Here is a 25,943-nt window from a genome sequence, read left to right as displayed (position 1 = left end):
GGCCATGGTTTTGGCCGGTCACAGGAGACCACTCCGGCCGTCCGATGTCAGCCCTGTATCAGCCCTGTATCAGCCCGCAGGGCCGGTCAGAGGCGGCGGGTGGCGAGGGTGAGGCGGTCGCGGGCGTCGAACAGCGCGTCCCTGATCATCTGCTCATGGGCCGCGGTGAGCCGGGCCACCGGCACCGAGCAGCTGATGGCGTCCCGGGACGGGGTGCGGTAGGGGATGGCGATGCCGAAGCAGCGCAGGCCCAGGGTGTTCTCCTCGCGGTCCACCGCGTACCCCTGCTCGCGGATGAGGTGCAGCTCCTCGATCAGCTTCTCGCGGTCGGTCAGCGTGTGCTCGGTCAGCGGACTCAGCGTCTCCGGGAGCAGCTTGCGCACCTGCTCGTCGGTGTACGTGGCCAGCAGCGCCTTGCCCAGGGAGGTGGAGTGGGCCGGGAGGCGGCGGCCGACGCGGGTGAAGGGGCGCAGATAGTGCTGGGACTGGCGGGTGGCGAGGTAGACCACGTTGATGCCGTCGAGCCGCGCGAGGTGGATGGTCTCGGTGGTGTCGTCCGAGAGCCGGTCCAGGGTGGGGCGGGCCGCGGCCACGACCTCGTCGCCGTCGATGTACGACGTGCCCACCAGCAGCGCCCGCACCCCGATGCCGTACCGGGTGCCCGTCGCGTCCGTCTCCACCCAGCCCAGCTCGACCAGGGTGCGCAGCAGCATGTAGAGACTCGACTTGGGGTAGCCCACGGCCTCCTGTACGGATGCCAGACTGTGCATCCCGGGCCGTCCGGCGAAGAACTCCAGCAGTTCGACCGTGCGGACCGCCGACTTGACCTGGGCCCCGCCCGTCTCGGCAGCTGTCATCGCCTTGACCCCTCTGTTCGACCAGCCATAGAGTCCCGATGGAATTCATCAACCGGGACAGCGTTCAGCATATCGAACACCCGTCGATGTGCGGGACGCAAGCAGCGGTAACACAGCAGGAGGAATCCGCGGTGTCAGCACCAGTGTGGAGCGTCGACCCCCGAACCGGAAAGCAGCGCGAGCAGGTAGCGGTCGAAGCCACAGCGGAGGAGGTCGACAAGGTGGTGCGGGCGGCCGACGCCGTCCGCGGCTCCCTCGCCGACCGTACGGTGCGCGCCGCCTTCCTGCGCACCGCCGCCGATCTGCTCGACGAGGCCCGTGACACGCTCGTCGAGGCCGCCGACGCCGAGACCGCGCTCGGCCCGGCCCGGCTCACCGGCGAGCTGGCCCGCACCGGCTACCAGCTCCGGTCGTTCGCGAAGATCGTCGACGAGGGCGCCTTCCTCGACGTCCACGTCGACCACGCGGACGCCACCCAGACCCCGCCGTGGCCCGACCTGCGGCGCTACAAGCTGCCGCTCGGCGTCGTCGCCGTCTACGCCGCCAGCAACTTCCCGCTGGCCTTCTCCGTACCCGGCGGCGACACCGCCAGCGCCCTCGCCGCGGGCTGCCCGGTCGTCGTCAAGGCGCACCCCGACCACCCCGCGACCTCCGAGGTGGCCGCCTCCGCGCTGCGCCGGGCCGCCGAACAGGTCGGGCTGCCCGCCGACGTGATCTCCGTGGTGCACGGCTTCGACGCGGGCATCGAGCTCATCAAGCACCCGCTCATCGCCGCCGCGGGCTTCACCGGCTCGATCCGCGGCGGGCGCGCCCTGTACGACGCCGCGGCCGCCCGGCCGGTGCCGATCCCCTTCCACGGCGAACTCGGCAGCCTCAACCCGGTCGTGGTCACCGAGGCGGCCGCCGCCGAGCGCGGCGAGCAGATCGGCTCCGGGCTCGGCGGCTCGATGACGATGGGCGTGGGCCAGTTCTGCACCAAGCCCGGCTTCGTGCTCGCGCCCGCGGGCGCGGCCGGTGACGCGCTGGTGAAGTCGCTCACCGAGGCCGTCAGCAACACCGACGCCGGGGTGCTCCTCGACCACCGCATGCGGGACAGCTTCGTGGCCGGGGTCAAGGAGCGTGCCGAGCTGGCGGACGTCGACGCCCCGGTGACCCCGGGCTCCGGCGGCGACCACAGCGTCAGCCCCGGCTTCCTCACCGTCCCGGCCGCCCGCCTGGCCGAGCAGGGCCCGCACGATGTGCTGCTGGAGGAGTGCTTCGGCCCGGTGACCGTCGTCGCGCGCTACGAGAGCGACGCCGAGATCTCCGCCGTCCTCGGCCGCCTCCAGGGCAACCTGACCGCCACCGTCCAGATCTCCGCCGCCGAGGGCGAGGGCACCGAGGGCCGGGCCGGTGAGCTGATCGCCGAGCTGACCCCGCTCGCGGGCCGGGTCCTGGTCAACGGCTGGCCGACCGGCGTCGCCGTCGCCCCCGCCCAGCACCACGGCGGCCCGTACCCGGCGACCACCTCCACCTCCACCTCGGTCGGCGGCACCGCCATCGAGCGCTGGCTGCGGCCGGTCAGCTACCAGGACACCCCGTCCGCGCTGCTCCCGCCGGAGCTGCGCGACGAGAACCCGCTCGGGCTGCCCCGCCGGGTGAACGGCATCCGGGAGCAGCAGGGCTGACCCCCGGTGACGGCACGGCCGCCGGGCACGCGGACCTGACCCGCGCGCCCGGCGGCCGCCGCGCGTTCCGGGGCGGCTCGCGTTTCCGGGGGCCGCCTCACGTTTCGGGGGAGCCGCGCGTTCCCGGGCCGGCGAGCGCTCTGCCACGGGAAGGAATCCGGCGCCCCGGTGGTTGATCTCCGCATGCGCGTAGAAATCTGGTCCGACATAGCCTGTCCCTGGTGCTACATCGGCAAGGCCCGCTTCGAAGAGGGCCTCGCCGCCTTCGGCCACCGGGACAAGGTCGAGGTGGTGCACCGCTCGTTCGAGCTGGCCCCGGACAGCCCCCGCGGCGAGACCGCCCCCGTCCTGGAGGTGCTGGCCGCCAAGTACGGCGTCTCCGGCGAGCAGGCCGAGGCCATGGAGGCACGGGTGGCCCAGGCCGCCGCCGACGCCGGGCTCGGCTGGCACCCCGGCCGCGAGCACGGCAACACCTTCGACCTCCACCGGCTGCTGCACCTCGCCAAGGACCGCGGCTGCCAGGACCGTCTGCTCGACCTGCTCTTCACGGCCCACTTCGCCGAGGAGCGCTCCGTCTTCGACCACACCACGCTGGCCGCCCTCGCCGCCGACGCCGGGCTCGACGCCGGGGAGGCGCGTGCGGTGCTCGCCGACGAGAGCCGTTACGCCGACGCCGTACGGGCCGACGAGCGCGAGGCCGCGGAGCTGGGCGCGAACGCCGTCCCCTTCTTCGTCCTCGACCGCCGCTTCGGGGTCTCCGGCGGCCAACCGGCCGAGGTCTTCACCCGCGCGCTGACCCAGGCATGGGAATCGTCGCAGGCCGGCCAGGACACGTAAGGAACCCTGGACGGCATCCGGCAGAGATGTGCGATGGACGCCGGGGCGGGCCCGCACCATAGTGGATGGACATGGAGAGCCTGGCGGGCGCCGAGTTCGCGCCACAGACGACGTACCTCAACACCGCCTCCAGCGGTCTGATCCCCGCACGCTCCGTGGCCGCCATGAAGGCGGCCCTCGACGACGCGGCCGCCGGCGGCCCCTACGCCGACGTGGCCTTCGAGGCGGTCGAGGAGACCCGCGCCGCCTACGCCCGGCTGGTCGGCGTACCGGCGCGGCGGGTCGCGGCGGGCGCCTCGGTCGCCGTCTACGCCGGGCTGATCGCCACCTCGCTGCCGTCCGGCGCCGAAGTCCTCACCGCGGAGGGCGACTTCAGCTCCCTGGTCAACCCGTTCGCCGTACGCCGCGACCTCACGCTGCGCACCGCGCCGCTGGAGGAGCTGGCGGACGCGGTACGGCCGGACACCGCGCTGATCGCGGTGAGCGCCGTCCAGTCGGCGGACGGGCGGATCGCCGACCTCGACGCCCTCCACGAGGCCGCCCGGGCGCACGGGGCACGCACCCTGGTGGACCTCAGCCAGGCCGCCGGATGGCTGCCGGTGAGCGCCGAGGCGGCCGACTTCACCGTGTCCATCGGCTTCAAATGGCTGCTGTGCCCGCGCGGCACCGCCTTCCTCACCGTGCCCGAGGACCTGGGCGGCCTCACCCCGGTCTTCGCGGGCTGGGTCGCGGGGGAGGAGCCGTGGGACAGCTGCTACGGGCCGGTGGCCGAGCTGGCCCGTTCGGCGCGGCGCTACGACGAGAGCCCGAGCCTGTTCTCGTACGTCGCGGCCCGCCACTCGCTCGCCCTGCTCCAGGAGCTGGGCACCGACGCCGTCCGCGCCCACGACCGCGCGCTCGCCGACCGCTTCCGCGCCGGAATCACCGGGCTGGGGCACTCCTGCCTGCCCGCCCCCGGCTCGGCGATCGTCTCCGTACCGGGGCTCGGGGAGGCCGCGCCCCGGCTGGCCAAGGCGGAGGTGCACGTATCGGCGCGCGCCGGGAACCTGCGCGCCGCCTTCCACCTCTACAACACCCCCGCCGACGTGGACCGCCTGCTGGAGGCCCTCGCGTAGCGGGGTGGCGGACACTACGCGGATGGCCGGGGGGAGGGCGTCACACGCCCTCCCCCCGGCCATCCACGGTCAAGGGGACCTGTGGCTCACCCCACCGGGGTGAAGTCCCGCGCCCCGATGAATTCGGGCCGCCGTACCGGCGCCGCGAACGGCTCCACCGCCGTGTTCTCCACGCTGTTGAACACGATGAAGACGTTGCTGCGCGAGTAGGGCGTGATGTTGTCGCCCGAGCCGTGCATGCAGTTGCAGTCGAACCAGGTCGCCGACCCGGGCTTGCCGGTGAACAGCTTGATGCCGTGCTTGTCGGCGAAGCCGGACAGCGCCTCGTCCGACGGAATCCCGGCGTCCTGCATCTGCAGGGACTTCTTGTAGTTGTCCTTCGGCGTCCGGCCCGCACAGCCGAGGAACGTACGGTGCGACCCCGGCATGATCATGAGGCCGCCGTTGGTGTCGTAGTTCTCGGTCAGGGCGACCGAGAGCGACACCGTCCGCATGTTCGGCAGCCCGTCCTCGGCGTGCCAGGTCTCGAAGTCCGAGTGCCAGTAGAAGCCCGAGGCCCCGAAACCCGGTTTGACGTTGATCCGGCTCTGGTGGACGTAGACGTCCGAACCGAGGATCTGCCGTGCGCGACCCACCACACGCGGGTCGCGCACCAGGTTGGCGAAGACCTCGCTGATCCGGTGCACCTCGAACACCGACCGTACGTCCTGCGACTTGGGCTCGATGATCGAGCGCTCGTCGGCGCGCACGTCCGGGTCGATGATCAGCCGGTCCAGTTCGGCGCGGTAGACCGCGACCTCATCCGGAGTGATGAGCTGATCGATCGCCAGAAAGCCGTCGCGATCGAAATCGCTCAGCTCGGACGCTCGCAGAGGACCCTCGGCCCCGGGGTCGGACCACACGACGGGATCCACGCGGGGCGTGGCTACCTCGAGGGGACCGCGGGTCGGGTACAGGTCAGTGACCGTGGTCATCGGATCATGCCTCCTCGGGCTCGGTGATCAGGGGGTATACCCCGTTCTCATCATGGTCCTCCCGTCCGGTGATCGGAGGGTTGAAGACACAAACGCAACGGAAGTCCTTTTTGATCCGCATGGTGTGCTTCTCATGGCCGTCCAGCAGATACATCGTGCCGGGCGTGATGAGGTGCTTCTCACCGGTCTCGTCGTTGGTGAGCTCGGCCTCGCCCTCGACGCAGAGGACCGCTTCGATGTGGTTGGCGTACCACATGGACGTCTCGGTGCCCGCGTAGAGCGTGGTCTCGTGGAGCGAGAAACCGACCCGCTCCTTCGCGAGCACGATGCGCTTGCTCTCCCACGTACCCGACTTGCCCTTTACATGCCTGTCGGTTCCCTCGATGTCCTTGAAGGATCGGACGATCACGGTGAGTCGCTACCTCTCTGTTGTTGCGTTACTGAGCGTGTTCAGGCGGTCTCTCGGACCGCGCGGGCGAGGATCCGCAGACCCTCGTCCAGCTCTTCGGGGGTCATCGTCAGTGCGGGCAGCAGCTTGACGACCTCGCTCTCCGGGCCGGAGGTCTCGACCAGCAGACCCAGCTCGAAGGCGCGCTTGCAGACGGCCGAGGCGCGCGGCTTGTCCTCGAACTCCATGCCCCACACCAGGCCGCGGCCGCGGAAGGAGATGCCGGAGTTCTCTTCGCAGATGGCGCTCAGCCCCTGCTCGACCTGCTCACCGCGGGCCAGCGTCTGCTTCTCCATCTGGCCGTCGGCCCAGTAGGTGTCCAGGGTCGCGGCGGCGGTCACGAACGCGGGGTTGTTGCCGCGGAACGTGCCGTTGTGCTCACCGGGCTCCCAGATGTCCAGCTCGGGCTTGAAGAGGGTGAGCGCCAGCGGCAGGCCGTAACCGCTGATCGACTTGGAGACCGTGACGATGTCCGGGGTGATGCCCGCCTCCTCGAAGGAGAAGAAGGCACCCGTGCGGCCGCAGCCCATCTGGATGTCGTCGACGATCAGCAGCATGTCCTGTCGCTCGCACAGCTCGGACAGGGCGCGCAGCCACTCGGCGCGCGCGACGTTGATGCCGCCCTCGCCCTGCACGGTCTCGACGATCACGGCGGCGGGCTTGTTGAGGCCGGAACCCTGGTCCTCGAGCAGCCGCTCGAACCACAGGAAGTCCTCGACCGCGCCGTCGAAGTAGTTGTCGAACGGCATCGGGGTGCCGTGGACCAGCGGGATACCGGCACCGGCCCGCTTGAAGGCGTTACCGGTGACGGCGAGCGAGCCCAGCGACATGCCGTGGAAGGCGTTGGTGAACGAGACGATCGACTCGCGCCCCTTGACCTTACGGGCCAGCTTCAGCGCGGCCTCGACCGCGTTGGTGCCCGTCGGGCCGGGGAACATGACCTTGTACGGCAGGTCACGCGGGCGCAGGATGTTGTTCTGGAACGACTCCAGGAACGCGCGCTTGGCCGTCGTGGACATGTCGAGACCGTGCGTGACGCCGTCACGCTCGATGTAGTCGATCAGCGCCCGTTTCAGGACCGGATTGTTGTGGCCGTAGTTGAGCGACCCGGCTCCGGCGAAGAAGTCGAGGTAGGTGTGGCCGTCCTCGTCGTACATGTGGCTGCCCTGCGCGCGGTCGAAGACGGCAGGCCAACCGCGGCAGTAGCTGCGCACCTCCGACTCCAGGGCCTCGAAGACGCTCAGGGCGGGCGGGGTGATGGTCACAGCATTCTCCTGGGAGATGAGTGCGGGGGTGAGGGGGTGAGGGCGTGCGCCCTCGGCGGGGTGCGGGGAATCGGGGGCAGAAATCGGGGATGACCTCGGCTTTTCCGGGGCTCAGCCGCGGTCCGCGAGCGGACCGATGCGGTAGAGCACCTCGGGCTCGTGTCCTCCGTCGGGGAACAGGTCGCCGTCGAAGAGCACCTCGTGCTTCACGGGCGCGCCATGCCGCTCGGCGAAGGACGTGAACAGCCGGTTCGATGCGGTGTTGTCCGGGGTGATCGTGGTCTCGATGTCTCGGATGCCCGTCGCGGCGACACGGGCGGTCAGCCCGTCCAGCAGCGTGGCGGCCAGTCCGCGGCCGCGCCATGCCTGATCGACGGCGACCTGCCAGACCACGAGGGTCTCGGGCCGCTCCGGGCGGATGTAGCCGGTGATGAAGCCGACCGGTCCGCCCTCGGCGTCGCGCGCCACCACGGAGGTGGCGGCGAAGTCGCGGCACCACAGGAGGTAGCTGTAGGAGGAGTTGAGGTCCAGAGTCTTGGAGTCGCGGGCGATTCGCCAGATCGCGGCTCCGTCCTCGACGCGTGGTGTGTCGAGGGACAGCCCCTCTGGCAAATCAAATTCGCTACGGGCGCCTACTCGGTCTGCTTGTGCGGCGGTCATGCGAATTCAATTTACCCAGCACGATAGAAAAATGCATCGAGGAGAGGGGTTACATAGAGGGGGGTCCGTGTGGTAACACGCGAGCGCGTGCGCACGCGCGGCGGATCCGCGAAAAGCGGTAATTTGTGGGGGAGTTAGCGGGCGAAACGGTCGGGCTGTGGAGTGTGTCACATGTGCGTAACGGCGTCGTGAGGGCACCGAATTACCGTGTCCTGGGCCACAAAAAAGAGGGGCGTTTAGAGATTGGACCAGGGGGAAGACGAGATGGGAAGAGGTATCCGAAAAACGCCCCGAATTTATCTTCCGGCCTTCCGGAATTCATTCCGCCGGTCTTCTCGCGCGGAACTCGCGGAACGCACGGCCGCTGTCATGCAACTTACCGCCGAAAGTCGCCGCGGACGGCGAATGCCCCGGACGGGCCGTTGCCGGAGGCGGAGTAGCCGTCCCGGTCGGCGTCCCGGCTGCCCTCGGCGTGGTTGTACTGCCCCGCGAAGACATGGCGGCCGACCGGCACTGTGGCCCCCTTGCGGAGCGTCCAGCGATAGACCAGCACCCCGTCCTCGGAGCGCACCGAGACGGCCAGGTCGCCCGCGGGCAGCGTGCTCCAGGAGCCGGTGGTGCGCACCGCGCCGTTCTCGGCGACTCGCAGCTCCACCGTCAGCGACGTCAGCGGCTTGCTCGTCGTGAGCGTGATGTCACTCTGCGCCCAGTACGGGTTGGAATTGGGGTTGATCGCCCCCCGTGACCGCACCGCCGGGTCGGCGAGATGGTTTGGACCGACCGCCGTGGGAAAGGCGCTCGGCGTGTGCCGACCAGCCTCGTCCCCCGCGCCGCCGCCCGGCCGTCCCGTCCTGTCGCCGCCCTCGCCCGCCGGTGGCCCGGCGGGCTCGCTCGACGTCCGTACCGTCTGCGGCCCGTCGGCGGTGTCGGTCGTCACCACCGCGATCCCGGCGGCCGCGACCGCGGCGGCCAGCCCCGCGGCCGGGCCCACGACCCGGGCCCACCGCCGACCGGGGGCGCTGCGGACGCGCCGCTGCTCGTCCGCCGCCATGCCCGCGGTGACCCGGGCCAGCATCCGGGCCCGGTCCGGCTGGTGCGCCTCGGCGGCCTCGCGCAGTTCGGCGGCGACATCGCGCCGGTCGTCGCGATGGTCGATCATCAACCGTTCCCTCCTGGGTGCCCGGCGTGACCCACACGGCCGGGGCGGAGTCCCCGTACCGTCTCCTGCGCCGCCGACGCCGACGGCGGGGCCTGCGCCTGCGTTCCCGCCGCGGGCCGCTCGGTGTCGTCGTCCGGCGGGCCGAGCAGCCGCTCCAGCTCGGCGATGCCGCGCGAGGTCTGGCTCTTGACCGTCCCCACCGAGATGCCGAGCGTACGGGCGGTGTCCCGCTCCGAGAGGTCGAAGGCGTGCCGCAGCACCACGCACGCCCGCTTCCGGAACGGCAGCCTCACCAGCGCGGCCTGCACATCCACCATCGCGGACACATCCGGGTCGTCCACCCGGTCCGAGCGCTCGGAGGAGAAGAGCGCCACCCGCCGCCGCTCGCGCACCAGGCTGCGGATCCGGGACCGGGCCAGGTTGGCGACCACGCCCCGGGCGTACGCGGCCGGATGCTCGGCGACCCGCACCCGGTCCCAGCGGTGCCAGACCGCGACCAGCGCGTCGGCCGCCAGGTCGTCCGCTCCGTCGGAACTGCCCAGCAACAGGTGGGCGAGGCGGGCCAGCTCGGCATGGTGCCGCTCGAAGAACTCCCGGAACTCCGCCTGTGCGTCGGCCGTCTGTAAGCGTGCTGCCGGTAAGTCGGCCGCGGCTGCCGGGCCGTCGGTAGGAGCGCTCACGCGGGCCTCCTCACTGTCCCTCGTCCGGTGGGTTGCGTGAGCGTAGCAGCGCTCCCCGTGTTGTACGAGTGGAGTCCTTTCGCTTCCCGGGAATTGGCCGGTCAGCGCCCCGGCGCCGTCTCGTACAGTGCGTGACATGAGGGAGAGCACGGTGCTGCACATCAAGGGACGGATCCTGGTCGGCCCGGAGGACGGGGGTTCCGGGGGCGGCCCGCACGGACCGCGGGACGAACTGTGGGTGGTCGACGGAAAGATCACCTTCGACCGGCCCACCGGGACCCGGGACATCCAGCGGTTGGACGGCTGGGTCCTGCCGGGGCTGGTCGACGCCCACTGCCACGTCGGCCTGGACGCCCATGGCGCGGTGGACGACGCGACGAGCGAGAAGCAGGCGCTCACCGAGCGCGACGCCGGGGCGCTGCTGCTGCGCGACGCCGGATCGCCGTCCGACACCCGCTGGGTCGACGACCGCGAGGACCTGCCCCGCATCATCCGGGCCGGCCGCCATATCGCCCGCACCAAGCGCTACATCCGCAACTACGCGCACGAGATCGAGCCGGAGGACCTGGTCGCCTACGTGGCGGCCGAGGCGCGCCGCGGCGACGGCTGGGTCAAGCTCGTCGGCGACTGGATCGACCGGGAGAGCGGCGACCTCTCCGCCTGCTGGCCGCGCGGCGCGGTCGAGGCGGCCATCGCCGAGGCGCACCGGCTCGGGGCGCGGGTCACGGCGCACTGCTTCGCCGAAGAGACCCTGGCCCCGCTGGTCGAGGCCGGGATCGACTGCGTCGAGCACGCGACCGGGCTGACCGAGGACACCATCCCGCTGTTCGCCGAGCGGGGCGTCGCCATCGTGCCGACCCTCGTCAACATCGCCACGTTCCCGCGGCTCGCGGACGGCGGCGAGGCCAAGTTCCCGCGCTGGGCCGACCACATGCGGCGGTTGCACGCGCGGCGCTACGACACGGTGCGCGCCGCCTGGGACGCGGGCATCCCCGTCTACACCGGCACCGACGCGGGCGGTTCGCTCGCCCACGGGCTGGTCGGCCAGGAGGTCGCCGAGCTGGTCAAGGCGGGCATCCCGGTAGGGGACGCGCTGTCGGCGGCCACCTGGGGCGCCCGGGCCTGGCTGGGCCGGCCGGGGATCACCGAGGGCGCCCCCGCCGACCTCGTGCTGTACGACGCCGATCCGCGGGCCGACGTACGGGTGCTGACCGCGCCGAGCCGGGTGGTGCTGCGGGGCCGGGTGTTCTGAGCGGGACGCGGGGGGCCTGGGGATACGTGGCCATCGAACGCTTCGGCGAACAACACCCTTTGGGATGAACGGACTTCATGTGTCTGCCTGTTTACCCTCGGTGCGCAAATATGGCGTGGTCGAGGCCGTCGGCGCCCGTGGAGTCCCCCGCGGCAGGCGCCGGCGGCTCCATGTCTCCTGTGGGGGTCAACTCACGTGTCCTTTTCAAGCAATACCTTCTTCGGCATGCCCGCCCGCCGTCTGGCGGCCGTCTCCGCAGCCACCGCCGTCTCCGTCCTGGGCGTCCTGCCCGTGGGCACGGCGCAGGCCCGGACCGGCGACACCACCGCCACCGGCAAGGCGAGCGCGGCCGTGCTCCGTACCGACCTGAGCGTCTCGCTCCTCAACAAGACCGTCACCGCACCGCTGGTGACCTCGCTGAACGAGGTGAAGGCGCCGCAGACCGCCAGCAAGACCGCGCTCAGCGCGACCGTGGCCGGTGTCAACGGCGACCGCCCCTTCAGCGTGCTGCGCGCCGACGTGGCCACGGCCCGTGCCGCCACGGACAAGTCCCGGTCCGAGGGCTACTCCAACCTCGTCAACGCCAAGGTGAACGTGCCGGGGCTGCTGGGGGTGCCGCTGATCACGGTGGAGCAGGTCACCTCGAAGGCCGTGTGCGCGGCCGGGAAGAAGCCGACGGCCCACTCCAACCTGCTCGGCACCGTCAGTGTGCTCGGCAAGAAGGTCACCCTGACCGCGGGCGGCTCCACCAAGGTGGACGTGCCCTCGCTCGGCCAGGTGAGCCTGGACCTGTCGCGCACCGCGACCACCTCGCGCACCGCGGCGGCCACCGCCCTCGCGCTGAAGGTCTCGGTGAACCCGCTCAAGCTCAACGTCTCCGAGGTCGAGGGCCAGGTCACCCTGGCCCATGCCACCTGTGAGGCGCCCGGCGCCCCGGCCAAGGAGGAGCCGGAGGTCGTCAACCAGACGAAGCCGGAGCCCAAGCCGGAGCACCTCGCCGAGACCGGCGGCAGCTCCGCGACCCCCTACCTGGTGGCAGGCGGCGTCATGCTGCTCGCCGCGGGCGGCGGCGCGGTGATCCTGGCCCGCCGCCGGCGGGCCGCCGGAACGCGCGGTGATGCGTAGGCACGACCCCACCCAGCAGCCGGTGCCGGCGGTCGACCCACCCCGACTTCCGGCACCGGCGCAGGGGGTGTCCTGTCGGTCGGGCGGGAGCCCGGCAAGATCGGCAAAACACCCTCTGCGGCCTGCCCGGTGCGGTTCACTCCGCCCGGGCAGGCCCCCAGGGCCGTTCGGGAGTCAGCTGTCCTGGAGGGCCTTGGTCAGGGCGATCATGAAGCGGTCGGTCGTCTCGCGGTCGCGGACGGCCAGCCGCAACCAGTCCGGGCCCAGGCCCGGGAAGGTGTCGCCGCGGCGCACCGCGAAGCCGAGTGCGCGCAGGCGACCGCGTATCGCCGCCGCGTCCGGCAGCCGGATCAGCAGGAACGGACCGGCCGCCGGACCGCACACCCGCAGCCCAGCCTCGGCGAACTCGCCCAGCCGGCCGGCCAGATAGGCGCGGTCGGCGGCGGTCCGCTCGGCGGCCCGTGCCGCCTCGGCCAGCGCCGCGGGCGCACAGCACGCCTGGGCCGCCGCGAGGGCGGGGGCGGACACCGGCCACAGCGGCTGCACCCGCTCCAGCGCGGCGATGATCCCGGGGTCCGCCAGCACATAGCCGATACGCAGCCCCGCGAGCCCCCAGGTCTTGGTGAGGCTGCGCAGCACGACCAGCCCCGGCACATCCGTGCGGGACGCGAGCGACGCGGGCTCGCCCGGCACGGCGTCCATGAACGCCTCGTCCACCACCAGCGTCCGCCCGGGCCGGGCCAGTTCGGCGAGCGTGGCGGCCGGGTGCAGCACGGAGGTGGGGTTGGTGGGGTTGCCGACGACCACCAGATCGGCGTCGTCCGGCACCGCCGCCGGGTCCAGCCGGAAGCCGTCCCGCTCGTCGAGCAGCACCCGCTCCACCCGGTGTCCGGCGTCCCGCAACGCGGCCTCCGGCTCGGTGAACTGCGGATGCACCACCACCGGGCGCCGGGCCGGAAGGGCGCGGGCGACCAGTACGAACGCCTCCGCGGCCCCCGCGGTCAGCAGCACCCGCCCCTCCGGCACCCCGTGGCACGCGGCCACCGCGGCGCGCGCCGCGGTCCCGTCCGGGTAGGCGGCCAGCCCGTCGAGGGACGCGGCGATACGGTCCTTGAGCCAGCGCGGCGGCGTACCGGCCCGGACGTTGACCGCGAGGTCGGTCAGCCCGGCGTCGGCGCCCCGCACCTCCGCGTCCCCGTGATGCCGCAGATCGAACCCGGGAACCGCCCCGTCGGCGGGCGAACCGGCGTCGGGTATCCCGGTGGCGGGCGTCTCAGCGGACATCGGCGTGGATGTCCGGGTGGGAGTGGGCATGGGCCGCCTCCGCTTCGAGCCGCGCCCGCTCGGGCACCCCGGCCACCTCCTCGTAGCGCTCCATGACCAGCTCCGCCAACTCCGTGGCCGGGCCGATGACATCGGCGGACACCACCTCGGCCTCCGGGTAGGCCAGCGCCCAGCCCTCCGCCTGCTGCCGCACCCGCTCCAGCGCGTGGCCGCCGAACAGGAAATACGGGAGCACGACGATCCGCTGCGCCCCGAGCCGCACGCAGCGGTCCAGGCCCGACGGCACGTCCGGCGCGGCCATCGAGGCGAAGGCGGTCTCGACGCCCGCGAAACCGCGGCCCTCCCACAACAGCCGGGCGGCCCGGTGCACTTCCGCGTTGCCCTCCGGCAGCGGCGATCCGTCGCCCACCAGCAGCACCGTCGTCTGCGCCCGGTCCGACGGGGAGCGCCGACCGCCGCCCAGCGTCTCGTCCAGCCGCCGCTCCAGCACCCGCAGCAGCCGGGGGTCCGGGCCCAGCGGGCGGCCGAAGACGAACGAGGCGTCCGCGTGCCGCTCCGCCTCCTGGGCCAGCGCGGCTGCGACCCCGTCTCTCGGATGTTCCACCGGGATCAGACTGAGGGGCACGACGGCGAAACGGGTCACCCCTTCTTCGACGAGCCGGGCCACCGCGTCGGACAGCGGGGGCGCGTCCGGCCCGGTGAGGCCGCCCGCCACGGGCAGATCCGGGTGCTGTGCGCCCAACTCCCGTACAAAGGCATGGAAGGCGTCGGCGCGCCTCTCGTCTCGGGTGCCGATGCCTGCGATGAGCAGCGCGGGCGGGGTCGTCACGAGGTCTCCTTGGTGCAAATGAGCGGGTCTCACGGTTGGGGGTGGCAGTCTCGCCCCGAGACGTTACTGAGCGCCGTCGGGACACGCCACGGCAGGTCTTCGGCCGTTTTGCCAGTAGCCGTGCCGCGGGCCACGCCGGGCGATCGCACAGGTGGCCCGCGACGGCCTGCCACCGCCCGGCTCCGACCTCCGCTTGGCGACCAGAAGTTCGCCTCCCGGCCCGGCGGCCAGCAGCGCGGCCGCCTCGGCCACACCGGGCGTCCCCATGGCTGTGAGCGCCGCCGTGGACGGATTTGTTACCTCGACGGCGGCGAGCAGCTCCGCTCCGTACCCATACAGCGGTACCCCGAAGCGCTCGGCCGCGGCCAGCAGCCCGGGCTCACCGGCCTTGGCCTCGACCGTCGCGAACTCGGCGACGCCGCCGGGTGCGAGGCCCGCCGCGGCGAGGGCCGCCGCCACCAGACCGGTCACCTCGGCCACGGACACCCCCCGCCCCGAGCCGACGCCGACGATCAGATCCGGCGCATCCGGCAGATCCGGGACGGCCGGGCCGGGGGTGACGGGATCCGGCCGCTGGGGATGGTCCACCTCAGGTCACCGCCTCCGTCACCCGGCGGCGGGCACACATCCGGCCACGAACCGGGCCGCCACACCGGGCGCCGCCGCCCAGTGCACATGCAGATACGAGGCATGCACGTTTCCCGGTGCGAACCCTTCGGCGCGGCGCTGCGGATGGACGAGCCCCCAGGCGGGCGTCTGCCCGGCACCCGGCTCGACGGTGGTGCGGTGGAACTCATGGCCGCGCACCCGGGTCCCCGCGACGGCGAGGGACGTGTCGGAAATGGCCACGGCCTCACGGTAGCCCAGGGTCAGCCGATCCGACATGTGTGCCTCGGCGTCCACCACTCCGCACATCGGGCGGCCGTCGAGCGAGCGCGCCAGATACAGCAGCCCGGCGCACTCGGCGGCGATGGGCGCACCGGTCGCCGCCAGCCTGGCGACCTCCGCGCGCAGCGGCTCGTTCGCGGACAGCTCCGGTGCGTACACCTCCGGGAAGCCGCCACCGATCACCAGCCCGCCGACCCCGTCGGGGAGGCGCTCGTCCCGCAGCGGGTCGAACGGCACCACCCGCGCGCCCGCGGCGGTGAGCAGCTCGGTGTGCTCCGCGTAGGAGAAGGTGAAGGCGGCCCCGCCCGCCACGGCGACCACTGGTCGCCGCCCTTCCGGCCGCGGGCTCTCCGCGGCGGCCTCGGCCGCCGGGCCCAGCTCCGCCACCGGATCCCACACCGGTCCGGACAGGGGAGGCGCGCTGCCCGCCAGGGCCATCAGCCCGTCGAGGTCGCACCCCTCCCGCACCCACGCGGCCAGCGCCGTGACCGAATCCACCGCCTCCGCGCGCCGCTCGGCCACCGGCACCAGACCGAGATGGCGGCTCGGCGTGCCCACCTCGCGCATCCGGCGCAGCGCGCCGAACACCGGCACCCCGGCCCCTTCCAGCGCCTCCCTCAGCATCACCTCGTGCCGGTCCGACCCGACCTTGTTGAGGATCACCCCCGCGACCCGCACCTCCGGATCCCAGGAGGCGAAGCCGTGCACCAGCGCCGCCACCGAACGCGACTGCGAGGACGCGTCCACCACCAGCACCACCGGCGCCCGCAGCACCTTGGCCACCTGCGCCGTCGACGCCAGCTCGCCCTGCCCGGCCGCCCCGTCGAACAGCCCCATCACGCCCTCGACCAGGGCCAGATCGCAGCCCGCCGCCCCGTGCAGGAACAGCGGCGCGATCCGGTCCGGACCGCACAGATAGGCGTCCAGATTCCGGCCCGGCCGCCCGGCCCCGCCACCAGGAGCCCGGCCGCCACCGGAGGACGAGACGGCCAGCGCGTGATAGCCAGGATCGATGTAGTCCGGGCCCACCTTGTGCGGGGACACGTCCAGACCGCGCTCCGCGAACGCCGCCATCAGCCCCGCGGTGACGGTCGTCTTGCCGCTGCCGGAGGCGGGCGCGGCGACGACCAGCCGGGGAACTCTCACCACTCGATGCCTCGCTGGCCCTTCTGACCGGCGTCCATCGGGTGCTTGACCTTGGACATGTCGGTGACCAGGTCGGCGAAGTCCACCAGCGGCGCCGGGGCGTTGCGCCCCGTGATGACGACATGCTGCATGCCGGGCCGGTCGCGCAGGACCGACACCACTTCCTCAGGATCCACCCAGCCCCAGTGCATGGGATACGCGAACTCGTCCAGCACATAGAGCCGGTATGTCTCCGCCGCGAGATCGCGCTTGACCTGCTCCCAGCCCTCGCGTGCGGCCTCCTCGCTGGAAGCCATGTCGCGCTGGACCCAGGACCAGCCCTCGCCCATCTTGTGCCATGCGACGGTCCCCCCTTCGCCCGAGTCGCCGAGGACGCGCAGCGCACGCTCCTCGCCGACCTTCCATTTCGCGCTCTTTACAAACTGGAATACACCGACCGGCCAGTTTTGGTTCCACGCGCGCAGCGCCAGGCCGAACGCGGCGGTCGACTTGCCCTTGCCCACGCCCGTGTGCACGAGCACGAGCGGCCGGTTGCGGCGCTGGCGGGTGGTCAGCCCGTCGTCGGGTACGACGGTCGGTTGTCCTTGCGGCATCAGGCTGCCCTCCGTGAGTTCTGTACCGTCCGTACATCGCGGACCAGCGCGGTCACGCTGTCCGCGCGCAGTTCGTCCAGGGTGACCGGGGTGCCCCGCAGCTCGCGGGCGAGCGCGCCCGCCAGGCCGAGGCGCACCGGCCCCGACTCGCAGTCGACCACCACCGAGGCGACCCCGTCGCCCGCGAGCAGCCGCGCCGCGCGGGCGGCCCGGTCCACCGGCGTGGCCCCGGCGGCCCCCGCGGCCTTCGCCGAGGCGGCCCCCGCGGCCTTCTTGGCCTCGGTCGCCCGCCCGTCGGTCACCACGACCAGCAGCGGACGGCGCGAGGGGTCCCGCAGCCGCTCCACCCGCAGTACCTCGCGGGCCTTCAGCAGCCCCGCCGCCAGCGGGGTGCGGCCGCCGGTCGGCAGCTGCTCCAGCCGGGCGGCGGCGGTGTCCACCGACGAGGTGGGCGGCAGCGCCAGTTCCGCGTCCGACCCCCGGAAGGTGATCAGGCCGACCTTGTCCCGCCGCTGATAGGCGTCCAGCAGCAGCGACAGCACCGCGCCCTTGATCGCGCCCATGCGCTTGCGGGCGGCCATCGACCCCGACGCGTCCACGACGAACAGCACGAGATTGCCCTCCCGGCCCTCGCGCACCGCCTCCCGCAGATCGTCCCGGCGCACCAGCAGCCCGGGCCCGCGCCGCCCGCGGACGTGCTGATGCGGGGCGGCGGCCCGTACCGTCGCCGCCAGGTGAAGCGAGGTCAGCGTCCCCTGGGGGCGGCGCGCTCCGGCGGTGCGGCCGTGCGCGGTGCGGGCGCGCGACCGCCGCCCCGCCGCGCCCTCGCCGAGTCCGGGTACGTCCAGCCGCCGGGTCCGGAACGGGTCGGCGGCGCCCACGGCCGCCCGCTCGCCCCCGCTGCCACCGGCCCCGCCGCCCTCCTCGGACTCCGCGGATTCGGCGGGCGCGGTGTCGTCGGACGCGTCGGGTTCGGCCGACCGCTGCTCGGGGATGGACGGTTCGGGCCCGCCGGGCGGCGGCGCCTGCTCCTGACCGCCGTCCTGCCGGCGGCCACCGCCGGGCCCCTCGGAGCCGTCGCCACCGTCGGACCCTCCGCCCGGCCCGTCCGGGTCATCGGGGTCGTCATCGGGGTTGTCGCCCTGATCAGAGGGCTCCGGCTCGGGCTCGGGCTCCTCGTCCTCGAACTGCCGCAGCACCTCGTCGAGCTTGTCCTCGTCCAGCCCCGGCGCGTCGAACGGCGCCCGCCGCCGCCGGTGGGGGAGCGACAGGAGCGCCGCCTGCCGCACGTCCTCGGTCCGCACATCCGTCCGGCCCGCCCAGGCGGCCAGCGCCGTCGCCGTACGCGCGGTCACGATGTCCGCGCGCATCCCGTCCACCTCGAACGCCGCGCACACCGCCGCGATCTGCCGCAGCGCGCGGTCGCCGAGACGGACGGCGGGCAGCAGCGCGCGCGCCGCGGCTATGCGGTCCCGCAGCTCGCCCTCCTCGCGCGCCCAGCGCGCGGCGAACCCGGCCGGGTCCTCGTCGTACGCCAGCCTGCGGCGCACCACCTCGACCCGCTCCTCGGTGTCCCGCGACGCGGTGACCTCGACGGTGAGCCCGAAGCGGTCCAGCAGCTGCGGCCGCAGCTCGCCCTCCTCCGGGTTCATGGTGCCCACCAGCAGGAAGCGCGCGGCGTGCCGTACGGAGACGCCCTCGCGCTCCACGTAGGAGGCGCCCATGGCGGCCGCGTCGAGCAGCAGGTCGATCAGGTGGTCGTGCAGCAGGTTGACCTCGTCGACGTACAGCACCCCGCGGTGCGCGTCCGCGAGCAGCCCCGGCTCGAACGCCTTGACCCCGTCCGACAGCGCCCGCTCGATGTCGAGCGACCCGACGAGGCGGTCCTCGGAAGCGCCGACCGGCAGCTCCACCATCCGCGCGGGGCGCGCGTCCCCGGGGGCGGTCTCGTGCGGTCCGTCCGGGCAGTCCGGGTCGGGCGCGGCCGGATCGCACGAGAAGCGGCACCCGGGAACGACGCCGACCGGCGGCAGCAGTGTGGACAGCGCCCGCACGGCCGTCGACTTGGCCGTGCCCTTCTCGCCGCGCACCAGCACGCCGCCCACGGCGGGTGAGACGGCGTTGAGGAGCAGGGCGAGCCGCATGTCGTCCATTCCGACGACCGCGGTGAACGGGTAGGCAGTGGTGGTCATGCTTCGGTACCTCCTACGGTGCGTACGCGGTCGCGTTCCGGTCGTTCCGGTGTGCTCAAGCCGCTCCTCCCGGCGCCCCGGGCGGCACGAAGGGCAGCCCGTCCGGTACGCCGCCCTCGATGAGCCTCAGCAGCGCGTCCGTGTCCGCGTGCTCTTCGATCAGATCGCCCAGCCGGTCCAGCTGCTCCTCGCGCAGCTCCCCGAAGCGGGTGTCCGGCGCGGGCACGAACGCCCGGCCCGCCGCCTGCGCCACCCGCCGCAGGAAGGCGCGGCGGAAGCCGTCGCTCTCCAGCGAGCCGTGCCAGTGCGTGCCCCACACCGGGCCCACCCGGCAGCCGTCCAGGAAGGGTTCGTCGCCCCCGTCGAGCAGTTCGGCCACCCCGTGGTGGATCTCGTAGCCCTCCACCCGCTCGCCCAGCGCCTCGCCCACCGGCCGGGCCAGGGTCTTGCCCGTGGCGAAGCGGACCCGTACGGGCAGCAGCCCGAGGCCCGCGACCGTCCCGGCCTTCGACTCGACCTCGTCCTCGATGCGCTCGCCGAGCGCCTGGAAGCCGCCGCAGATGCCGAGCACCGGCCGCCCCTCCGCGGCCCGCCGCGCGATCGCGTCGGCGAGACCGCGCGCCCGCAGCCACTCCAGCGCCTTCACGGTGCCCCGGGTGCCCGGCAGCACCACCAGATCGGCGTCGGCCAGCTCCTCCGGGCGGTCCACGAAGCGCACGACCACGCCCGGCTCGGCGGCCAGCGCGTCCACGTCGGTGAAGTTGGACATCAGCGGTACGGCCGCCACCGCGACCCGCAGGACGTCCGCGCCGTGCGGCGGTGCGACGACGCTCTCGCGCACCGCGCCGCGCAGCGAGACGCGCAGCCCGTCCTCCTCGTCGATGCCGAGGCCGTGCGCGTACGGCAGCACCCCGACGGTCGGGCGGCCGGTGAGGTCGCGCAGCATGTCCAGACCGGGTTCCAGCAGGCTCACGTCGCCGCGGAACTTGTTCACCACAAAGGCGGCGATATGCCGCTGGTCCTCGCGGGACAGCAGCGCGGTCGTGCCGAAGAAGGACGCGAAGACGCCGCCGCGGTCGATGTCCCCGACCACGACGACCGGCAGCCCCGATGAGCGGGCAAGGCCCAGGTTGACGATGTCGGTGCGGCGCAGATTGATCTCGGCCGGGCTGCCCGCGCCCTCGCAGATCACCGCGTCGTGTGTGCGCCGCAGTTCGCTCAGGCACTCGGTGACGGTCTCCAGCAGCCCTTCGCGCCGCTGGGAGTGGTAGCCACGGGCGCTCATCTCGCCCACCGGCTTGCCCAGCAGCACCACCTGGCTGCTGCGGTCGCTGCCCGGCTTCAGCAGGACCGGGTTCATCAGCGCGCTCGGCTCGACGCGCGCGGCGGCGGCCTGACTGGCCTGGGCCCGGCCGATCTCGGCGCCGTCCCGGGTGACGAAGGAGTTGAGCGACATGTTCTGTGCCTTGAACGGGGCGACCCGGAGCCCTTTGCGCGCCAGCCAGCGGCAGATGCCCGCCGTGACGACGCTCTTCCCGGCGTCCGAGGTCGTTCCCGCGATGAGCAGTCCGCCCCCCGAGGTCATCGGGTCACCTCTTTCTGGTCGGCCGTCCGGTCAGTGGTCCGGCCGGTCGCGGAACGGCCGGTCGCGGAACGCGCCACAACAGTGGTGAGCAGGGCCAGCGCCGACACCCGCCGCGAGAGGCGGATCGCCCTCGGTATGTCGGCCACCGCCACGGGACGGCCGCCCGGATTCAGTACCGGCCGGTGCTCGACCCGGCCCGCGTACGCCAGCGTGCCGCCCAGCCGTACGCCCAGGGCGCCCGCGAACGCCGCCTCCACCGGGCCCGCGTTGGGGCTCGGGTGGCGTCCGCCGTCGCGCTGCCAGGCGCGCCACGCGCCGCGCGGGTCGGGCCCGGCGAGGGCGGCCAGGGCCGCGGTGAGACGGGCGCCGGGCCAGCCCGCGACATCGTCCAGCCGGGCCGCGGCCCAGCCGAACCGGCGGTAGCGGGCCGACTTGTGGCCCACCATGGCGTCCAGGGTGTTGACGGCACGGAAGCCCACGAGCCCCGGCACCCCGGCCGCGGCCCCCCACACCAGCGCGCCCACCACCGCGTCCGAGGTGTTCTCGGCCACCGACTCGACGACGGCCCGCGCGATCTGCTGTGCGTCCAGCGCCTGCGGATCGCGTCCGCACAGATGCGGCAGCCGCTCCCGCGCGGCGTCGACGTCCCCGGCGGCCAGCGCGTCACCGATGGCCTGGGCCTCCCGTACCAGCGAGGTGCCGCCCAGCACGGCCCAGGTGGCGGCGGCGGTCAGCGCGGCATCGGCCGTACGGCGGGGCCTCGCGAGGGTGCGTACGGTACGCGCCAGCAGCGCGGCACCGGCGGCCGCGCCGCCCGCGCACAGCGCGGTGTGCAGTGACCCGGAACCGCGGTGGTCGCGCCACAGCCGCCGCTCGGCGGCCGCGGCGGCGCGCCCGAACGCGGCCACCGGATGGCCGCGGCGCGGATCGCCCGTGACGAGATCGCCGAGGAAGCCGAGAGCGGCGCCGCACGCGTACGAGGCGTGTTCGGCACGCATCCTTCAGACCGCCGTCATGCCTCTGCGGCGGGGACCGCCGCCGGGCACACGGACAGGTGGAGCTGACGGCGTGGCAGTGCCGGGCATGGCGGTATGTCCTCACTCAGGGTCCGCGCCCTGGCTCGACGTGACCGGCGGTGAGAGTCTCCTGGCTCCCGGATCCGCGGCTCTCCCGGTCTTCCAGCCGTCCTTGCGTACGGACGGCCGTGACCCCTTGCGGTGAGGGGAGAGCGCTCCCCGGTGACAGTGGCGGGACCGCGCCGGATTCTCACCGGCTTCCTCTCCTGCCGCCGTTTGGCTCGGGAAGTCCACCATGGGGTGCGAATGGCCGTCAACTCGCATTTGACCTGCGATGCCAGAGTGTGCGGAGACCCACAGGCCCCCACCGGCCCCCACCGGGGAACGACCGCGGGGCGGTGGGCGCCGATCGGCACCCACCGCCCCGCGGTCGTCGTGTGGCCTCAGGCCACGATCAGATAGATGCCGTACGCCACCACCGCGGCGCACAGCGCGAAACAGGCGTACGCGCCGGTGCGCGCGACCGGGGACGCGCCGCCCGCGGTGGCCTGCGGCTGTGGCTGGGCCGTACGGGAGGTGCCGAGGATGCCCAGGGTGAAGACCCCGACGACGCCGACCGTCACCGCGAGGCTGACGCCGAAGACCTGGCCGAGGGCCGCCCAGTCGATGTGCATTGCGTGTGCTCCCTGTCAGCTGGTGGAACCGGTTCCCGCGGTGGCGGGAGTCGGGGCGGATTCGGACGAGGTGTCCGTGGCGTCAGCGGACGAGGCGTCCGTGCCATCAGCGGACGAGGAGGCGGACGCGGCGGGCGCGGCCTTTCCGGCGGGCGGCGGGGCCACCGACCGCAGCGCGGCGATGACGACACCGGGCGACGCGTTGGGCTCCACGCTCGGCGCGTTGACGTTGCTGGCGTCCACCGGCTTGCGGCGCGAGAGCACCCAGATGACACCGCAGCCCAGCACCGCGAGGACGGCGACCGCGGCGATGCCCCCGTTGCCCTGACCGGCCAGCAGCGCCGCGGCGGCGGCCACCAGACCGGCGGCCGGGAGGGTCAGCGCCCAGGCGACGACCATGCGGCCCGCGGTCGCCCAGCGCACCACCCCGCCCTTGCGGCCGATGCCCGCGCCCATGACGGCGCCCGAGCAGACCTGCGTGGTGGACAGCGCGAAGCCGATGTGGGAGGAGGCCAGGATGACGGTCGCGGCGCCGGTCTGGGCGGCGAAGCCCTGCGGCGGCTGGATGTCGGTGATGCCCTTGCCCATGGTGCGGATGATGCGCCAGCCGCCCAGGTAGGTGCCGAGCGCGATCGCGAGACCGGCGGAGACGATGACCCACATGGGCGGGTCGGAGTCGGGCGCGATGACGCCGCCGGTGACCAGCGCGAGGGTGATGACGCCCATCGTCTTCTGCGCGTCGTTGGTGCCGTGGGCCAGGGAGACCAGGGCGGCCGAGGCGATCTGCCCGGCGCGGTAGCCCTTCGCGGTGTCCTCCGCGGCCCGGTCGTTGGCCAGTCGGTAGGTGAGCCGGGTGGCGGCCACCGTGGCGATGCCCGCCACGACCGGCGCGGCCACGGCCGGGATGAGGACCTTCATGACGATCGCCTCGCTGTTGACCCCGTCCATGCCGACGGAGACCACAGTGGCGCCGATGAGGCCGCCGAAGAGGGCGTGCGAGGAGCTGGACGGGAGACCGGCCAGCCAGGTCACCAGATTCCAGAGGATCGCACCGACCAGCCCCGCGAAGATCACTTCGGGCTTGATGCCGGAGCCTTCGTCGATGATTCCGCCGGAGATGGTCTTGGCGACCTCCACGGAGAGGAAGGCGCCGACGAGGTTGAGGACCGCCGACATCGCCACCGCGACCCGGGGACCGAGCGCTCCGGTGGAGATGGTGGTGGCCATGGCGTTGGCCGTGTCGTGGAAGCCGTTGGTGAAGTCGAACACCAAGGCCGTGACGATCACGATCCCGATGAGAAGCGTGATGTGTTCCATACACCCGGTCAATCAGTTCGGAGGGCGGTCAGTGCCACGGTGAACGTAGGGAAACTGGGTGAACGGGAGATGAACTGAGGCGGGCTTCACGGTGACGCGGGCGCGCGGGTGTGAAAACGGCTGGTTTTCGACCGTATTCCCGTTCGCCACAAGGAGTTTGACGTCCATACATCAACTCGGTGTAGGCCGCTCCGCCCGGCGTTCCTGTGGAAGGATCGCGCCCGGAGGTGAGGGCACGTGACGGAGCCGCGATCGGCACGACGGCCACAGCCGAGGCTGACCCAGCCCCTGCGACAGGCCTGGACACAGGTGGTGCGGACGGCCCGCAGAACCACCGCCGACGGACTCGTCGTCGGCACCTCGGGCAATGTGTCGGCCCGGGTCGGCGACACCGTCCTGGTGACCCCGAGCGGCGTCCCGTACGACCGGCTCGGCCCGCGCGACGTGGTCGGCGTCGACCTCGACGGCCGCCAAGTGCTCGGCACCCTCAAGCCCACCAGCGAGCTGCCCATGCACCTCGCCCTCTACCGTCACACGGACGACGCCTCGGCCATCGTCCACACCCATGCCGTTCACGCCACGGCGGTCTCCACGCTGGTCGACGAGTTGCCCGCGATCCACTACATGACCGCCGCCCTCGGCGGGCCCGTCCGGGTCGCCGACTACGCGCTCTACGGCACCGATGAACTGGCCGAAAACATGCTGCACGCGCTGCGCGACCGCTCCGGCTGTCTGCTGCGCAACCACGGCACCGTCGTCTACGGAGCGACGCTGGACCAGGCATACGACCGCACCGCCCAGCTGGAGTGGATGTGCCAGGTCTGGCTGGCCGCGGCCGCCATTCCCGGCCACACCCCGGCCCTCCTCCCGCCCGCCGAGCTGGAGCGCGCCGCGGCCAAGTTCAGCGGCTACGGCCAGCAGCCCGCCGACGACACCGCCCACCGATAGGGGGTGTCTCGCCGGTCATGCTGGGCTCCCGACGCCTGGCACGGCACCTCGCGGCCCCGCGCTCGTCGCACGCAGCGCCTCCCCCAGCTACCGCTGGGCGGTGCCCCCTGCGCTCTCCTCACGCGGGTTGCGATGCTCCCCCAGCTACCGCTGGGAGGTGCCCCCTGCACCAGACGCCGCTCGCTGATCCAGCCTGACCGACAAGACACCCCCTAGGGGCCCGAAACAGCCCATCCCGCTGGCCGGTCCGCCGCTCGCCGCCCACACTGGGAGGGATGCGTGTGCGGACAACGGCGGTCGCTGCCGCCACCACTCTGCTGGGTGTCGGCGCGGCCGCGGTGGCGGCGGGCCGGTACGTCACCGACGCTGCCCTGAAACCGGCCCCCGACCGGCCGCTGCCGAACGAGCCGCCGCTCACCGTGCACGCCATGGACGCCGCCGATGTCGTGGCCGACGGGCGGATCGCCCTCACCCGTTCGCTCGCCTCGCTGCGCCCCGGTACGTACGGTCTCGTCGGCCGGAACTGCCATGCCGTCGTCGGCCCCGTGGACGAGGACGTTCCGCACCCCGCCGACTGCGTCGTACGCCGCCTGGAGCGGGTGACGCACGGCACCCTCGACGCGGGCACCCGGGTGCGGCTCACCCCGCAGGTGTACCTCGGCAACCCGAGGGACGCGCTCGGCATCGACCACGCCGATGTCGACATTCCCGGCGAACTCGGTCCGCTGCCCGCCTGGTTCCTGCCCGGCGAGCGCACCACCTGGGTGATCACCACTCATGGTCTCGGCACCACCCGCGAACACCCCATGGTCGTCATGCCGATGCTGCACCGGCTGCGGATCCCGGTGCTCGACCTCGCGTACCGCGGCGACCCCGGCGCCCCGCGCCCGCCCGACGGCATCGGCCACCTCGGCGAGACGGAGTGGCGCGACCTCGACGCCGCCATCCGCTACGCGGTCCGCTACGGGGCGGAGAGCATCGTCCTGCACGGCTGGTCCACCGGCGCCTCCATGGCCCTGCACGCGGCCGCCAACTCCGCACTGCGGCACCGGCTCAGCGGCATCGTCCTGGACTCGCCGGTGCTCGACTGGCGGGCCACCCTGCGCGCCCTCGCCGCCGCGCGCCGCACCCCCGCCGCCCTGCTCCCGCTCGCCGTACGGGCCGCGGAAGGGCGCACCGGGCTCCATGACAGCAGGCTCGCCGAGGCGGCCGACCCCGAGCGCCTGCCGGTGCCCACGCTCATCGTGCACGGCCCCGGGGACACCCTCGCGCCCTGGGACGCGTCGCGTGAACTCGCCGCCGCCCGGCCCGACCTGGTCACCCTTCATCCGGTCCGGCACGCCCCGCACGCCGCCATGTGGAACGCCGACCCCCACGGCTACGAGGAGGCGCTGCGGCGCTTCCTCACCCCCCTGATCTAGGGCGTTCGCAG

At 73.1% G+C, this 25,943-nt stretch carries 24 protein-coding genes and 1 riboswitch; of the genes, 7 read left to right on the top strand and 17 right to left on the bottom strand.

Annotation, left to right across the window (positions count from 1 at the left end):
- Positions 1-86 precede the first annotated feature (86 nt).
- On the bottom strand, positions 87-857 hold the full coding sequence (locus tag ACZ59A_RS00430; protein ID WP_470951631.1) for an IclR family transcriptional regulator: 771 nt from the start codon (positions 855-857) through the stop codon (positions 87-89).
- Positions 858-988: 131 nt separating this feature from the next.
- Between ACZ59A_RS00430 and ACZ59A_RS00425 the strand changes: the two genes are divergently transcribed.
- The 3 genes from ACZ59A_RS00425 (at position 989) to ACZ59A_RS00415 (ending at position 4,476) form a co-directional block, all read left to right on the top strand.
- Positions 989-2,524, top strand: a complete 1,536-nt coding sequence (locus tag ACZ59A_RS00425) for an aldehyde dehydrogenase (NADP(+)) (RefSeq protein ID WP_470951628.1) — start codon at positions 989-991, stop codon at positions 2,522-2,524.
- A 183-nt stretch (positions 2,525-2,707) separates the two neighbouring features.
- The gene (locus tag ACZ59A_RS00420; protein WP_470951625.1) at positions 2,708-3,361 is read left to right on the top strand and encodes a DsbA family oxidoreductase; all 654 of its coding nucleotides are present in this window, start codon (positions 2,708-2,710) and stop codon (positions 3,359-3,361) included.
- Between the two features lie 71 nt (positions 3,362-3,432).
- Complete coding sequence (locus tag ACZ59A_RS00415; protein WP_470951622.1) at positions 3,433-4,476, top strand: aminotransferase class V-fold PLP-dependent enzyme; 1,044 nt, start codon at positions 3,433-3,435, stop codon at positions 4,474-4,476.
- Positions 4,477-4,562: 86 nt separating this feature from the next.
- Here ACZ59A_RS00415 and thpD read toward each other — a convergent pair whose 3' ends face one another.
- From thpD to ACZ59A_RS00385, 6 genes are all read right to left on the bottom strand, one after another.
- Positions 4,563-5,450, bottom strand: coding sequence for an ectoine hydroxylase (gene thpD / locus ACZ59A_RS00410; protein ID WP_470951619.1), 888 nt, complete (start codon positions 5,448-5,450; stop codon positions 4,563-4,565).
- 4 nt (positions 5,451-5,454) lie between these two features.
- Entirely contained in the window at positions 5,455-5,859 is a 405-nt protein-coding gene (locus ACZ59A_RS00405) for an ectoine synthase (protein ID WP_470951617.1), read from the bottom strand.
- Positions 5,860-5,900: 41 nt separating this feature from the next.
- A complete protein-coding gene (ectB, locus tag ACZ59A_RS00400) occupies positions 5,901-7,163 on the bottom strand; it encodes a diaminobutyrate--2-oxoglutarate transaminase (protein WP_468042035.1) in 1,263 nt (420 codons plus the stop codon).
- A gap of 111 nt (positions 7,164-7,274) precedes the next feature.
- On the bottom strand, positions 7,275-7,823 hold the full coding sequence (gene ectA / locus ACZ59A_RS00395) for a diaminobutyrate acetyltransferase (RefSeq protein ID WP_470951613.1): 549 nt from the start codon (positions 7,821-7,823) through the stop codon (positions 7,275-7,277).
- A 376-nt stretch (positions 7,824-8,199) separates the two neighbouring features.
- Complete coding sequence (locus ACZ59A_RS00390) at positions 8,200-8,982, bottom strand: hypothetical protein (RefSeq protein ID WP_470951611.1); 783 nt, start codon at positions 8,980-8,982, stop codon at positions 8,200-8,202.
- Positions 8,982-9,662, bottom strand: a complete 681-nt coding sequence (locus ACZ59A_RS00385; protein ID WP_470951608.1) for a SigE family RNA polymerase sigma factor — start codon at positions 9,660-9,662, stop codon at positions 8,982-8,984. The genes ACZ59A_RS00390 and ACZ59A_RS00385 overlap by 1 nt, the downstream gene beginning before the upstream one ends.
- Before the next feature lie 136 nt (positions 9,663-9,798).
- On the opposite strand from ACZ59A_RS00385, the gene ACZ59A_RS00380 reads away from it, so the two are divergent.
- A complete protein-coding gene (locus tag ACZ59A_RS00380) occupies positions 9,799-10,914 on the top strand; it encodes an amidohydrolase family protein (protein WP_470951605.1) in 1,116 nt (371 codons plus the stop codon).
- Positions 10,915-11,139: 225 nt separating this feature from the next.
- Positions 11,140-12,039, top strand: a complete 900-nt coding sequence (locus ACZ59A_RS00375; RefSeq protein ID WP_470951604.1) for an SCO1860 family LAETG-anchored protein — start codon at positions 11,140-11,142, stop codon at positions 12,037-12,039.
- 174 nt (positions 12,040-12,213) lie between these two features.
- On the opposite strand, the gene cobC is transcribed toward ACZ59A_RS00375, so the two are convergent.
- The 10 genes from cobC to ACZ59A_RS00325 form a co-directional block, all read right to left on the bottom strand.
- Positions 12,214-13,323: an Rv2231c family pyridoxal phosphate-dependent protein CobC gene (cobC, locus tag ACZ59A_RS00370; protein ID WP_470951601.1), complete on the bottom strand. Its 1,110-nt coding sequence runs from the start codon at positions 13,321-13,323 to the stop codon at positions 12,214-12,216.
- Entirely contained in the window at positions 13,313-14,152 is an 840-nt protein-coding gene (locus ACZ59A_RS00365) for a sirohydrochlorin chelatase (RefSeq protein WP_470951599.1), read from the bottom strand. Before ACZ59A_RS00365 ends, cobC begins: the two co-directional genes overlap by 11 nt.
- Before the next feature lie 63 nt (positions 14,153-14,215).
- Entirely contained in the window at positions 14,216-14,740 is a 525-nt protein-coding gene (locus ACZ59A_RS00360) for a cobalamin biosynthesis protein (RefSeq protein ID WP_470951597.1), read from the bottom strand.
- Positions 14,741-14,758: 18 nt separating this feature from the next.
- Positions 14,759-16,189 carry a cobyrinate a,c-diamide synthase gene (locus tag ACZ59A_RS00355; protein ID WP_470951594.1) on the bottom strand — a complete coding sequence of 477 codons (1,431 nt, stop codon included), beginning with the start codon at positions 16,187-16,189 and terminating at the stop codon, positions 14,759-14,761.
- Positions 16,183-16,779: a cob(I)yrinic acid a,c-diamide adenosyltransferase gene (cobO, locus tag ACZ59A_RS00350; RefSeq protein WP_468042052.1), complete on the bottom strand. Its 597-nt coding sequence runs from the start codon at positions 16,777-16,779 to the stop codon at positions 16,183-16,185. Before cobO ends, ACZ59A_RS00355 begins: the two co-directional genes overlap by 7 nt.
- Positions 16,779-18,971 (bottom strand): putative cobaltochelatase, encoded by a 2,193-nt coding sequence (locus tag ACZ59A_RS00345; protein WP_470951591.1) that lies wholly within the window; start codon positions 18,969-18,971, stop codon positions 16,779-16,781. Before ACZ59A_RS00345 ends, cobO begins: the two co-directional genes overlap by 1 nt.
- Positions 18,972-19,026: 55 nt before the next feature.
- Positions 19,027-20,556, bottom strand: a complete 1,530-nt coding sequence (locus tag ACZ59A_RS00340; RefSeq protein WP_470951588.1) for a cobyric acid synthase — start codon at positions 20,554-20,556, stop codon at positions 19,027-19,029.
- A complete protein-coding gene (locus ACZ59A_RS00335; protein WP_470951585.1) occupies positions 20,553-21,554 on the bottom strand; it encodes a cobalamin biosynthesis protein in 1,002 nt (333 codons plus the stop codon). The genes ACZ59A_RS00340 and ACZ59A_RS00335 overlap by 4 nt, the downstream gene beginning before the upstream one ends.
- A gap of 141 nt (positions 21,555-21,695) precedes the next feature.
- A riboswitch (cobalamin riboswitch) is annotated at positions 21,696-21,836 on the bottom strand.
- Positions 21,837-22,015: 179 nt separating this feature from the next.
- Positions 22,016-22,246 (bottom strand): hypothetical protein, encoded by a 231-nt coding sequence (locus ACZ59A_RS00330; protein WP_468042059.1) that lies wholly within the window; start codon positions 22,244-22,246, stop codon positions 22,016-22,018.
- A gap of 15 nt (positions 22,247-22,261) precedes the next feature.
- On the bottom strand, positions 22,262-23,563 hold the full coding sequence (locus ACZ59A_RS00325) for an inorganic phosphate transporter (RefSeq protein ID WP_470951582.1): 1,302 nt from the start codon (positions 23,561-23,563) through the stop codon (positions 22,262-22,264).
- Between the two features lie 237 nt (positions 23,564-23,800).
- Here ACZ59A_RS00325 and ACZ59A_RS00320 point away from each other — a divergent pair, with 237 nt between their 5' ends.
- Both ACZ59A_RS00320 and ACZ59A_RS00315 read left to right on the top strand, forming a co-directional pair.
- On the top strand, positions 23,801-24,511 hold the full coding sequence (locus tag ACZ59A_RS00320; RefSeq protein WP_470951579.1) for a class II aldolase/adducin family protein: 711 nt from the start codon (positions 23,801-23,803) through the stop codon (positions 24,509-24,511).
- A gap of 275 nt (positions 24,512-24,786) precedes the next feature.
- Entirely contained in the window at positions 24,787-25,932 is a 1,146-nt protein-coding gene (locus tag ACZ59A_RS00315; protein WP_470951576.1) for an alpha/beta hydrolase, read from the top strand.
- The last annotated feature ends 11 nt before the right edge of the window (positions 25,933-25,943 follow it).

The sequence above is a fragment of the Streptomyces sp. NPDC040405 genome (assembly GCF_055595765.1).
This window is presented reverse-complemented; position numbering and strand designations above follow the sequence as displayed.

Bases quoted from the DNA above. Each gene is read 5' to 3' on its own strand.
- ACZ59A_RS00430 (WP_470951631.1), bottom strand. From the start codon at position 857: ATGACAGCTGCCGAGACGGGCGGGGCCCAGGTCAAGTCGGCGGTCCGC.
- ACZ59A_RS00420 (WP_470951625.1), top strand. From the start codon at position 2,708: ATGCGCGTAGAAATCTGGTCCGACATAGCCTGTCCCTGGTGCTACATC.
- ACZ59A_RS00415 (WP_470951622.1), top strand. From the start codon at position 3,433: ATGGAGAGCCTGGCGGGCGCCGAGTTCGCGCCACAGACGACGTACCTC.
- thpD (WP_470951619.1), bottom strand. From the start codon at position 5,450: ATGACCACGGTCACTGACCTGTACCCGACCCGCGGTCCCCTCGAGGTA.
- ectA (WP_470951613.1), bottom strand. From the start codon at position 7,823: ATGACCGCCGCACAAGCAGACCGAGTAGGCGCCCGTAGCGAATTTGAT.
- ACZ59A_RS00390 (WP_470951611.1), bottom strand. From the start codon at position 8,982: ATGATCGACCATCGCGACGACCGGCGCGATGTCGCCGCCGAACTGCGC.
- ACZ59A_RS00380 (WP_470951605.1), top strand. From the start codon at position 9,799: ATGAGGGAGAGCACGGTGCTGCACATCAAGGGACGGATCCTGGTCGGC.
- ACZ59A_RS00375 (WP_470951604.1), top strand. From the start codon at position 11,140: ATGCCCGCCCGCCGTCTGGCGGCCGTCTCCGCAGCCACCGCCGTCTCC.
- cobC (WP_470951601.1), bottom strand. From the start codon at position 13,323: ATGTCCGCTGAGACGCCCGCCACCGGGATACCCGACGCCGGTTCGCCC.
- cobO (WP_468042052.1), bottom strand. From the start codon at position 16,779: ATGCCGCAAGGACAACCGACCGTCGTACCCGACGACGGGCTGACCACC.
- ACZ59A_RS00345 (WP_470951591.1), bottom strand. From the start codon at position 18,971: ATGACCACCACTGCCTACCCGTTCACCGCGGTCGTCGGAATGGACGAC.
- ACZ59A_RS00340 (WP_470951588.1), bottom strand. From the start codon at position 20,556: ATGACCTCGGGGGGCGGACTGCTCATCGCGGGAACGACCTCGGACGCC.
- ACZ59A_RS00335 (WP_470951585.1), bottom strand. From the start codon at position 21,554: ATGCGTGCCGAACACGCCTCGTACGCGTGCGGCGCCGCTCTCGGCTTC.
- ACZ59A_RS00330 (WP_468042059.1), bottom strand. From the start codon at position 22,246: ATGCACATCGACTGGGCGGCCCTCGGCCAGGTCTTCGGCGTCAGCCTC.
- ACZ59A_RS00325 (WP_470951582.1), bottom strand. From the start codon at position 23,563: ATGGAACACATCACGCTTCTCATCGGGATCGTGATCGTCACGGCCTTG.
- ACZ59A_RS00315 (WP_470951576.1), top strand. From the start codon at position 24,787: ATGCGTGTGCGGACAACGGCGGTCGCTGCCGCCACCACTCTGCTGGGT.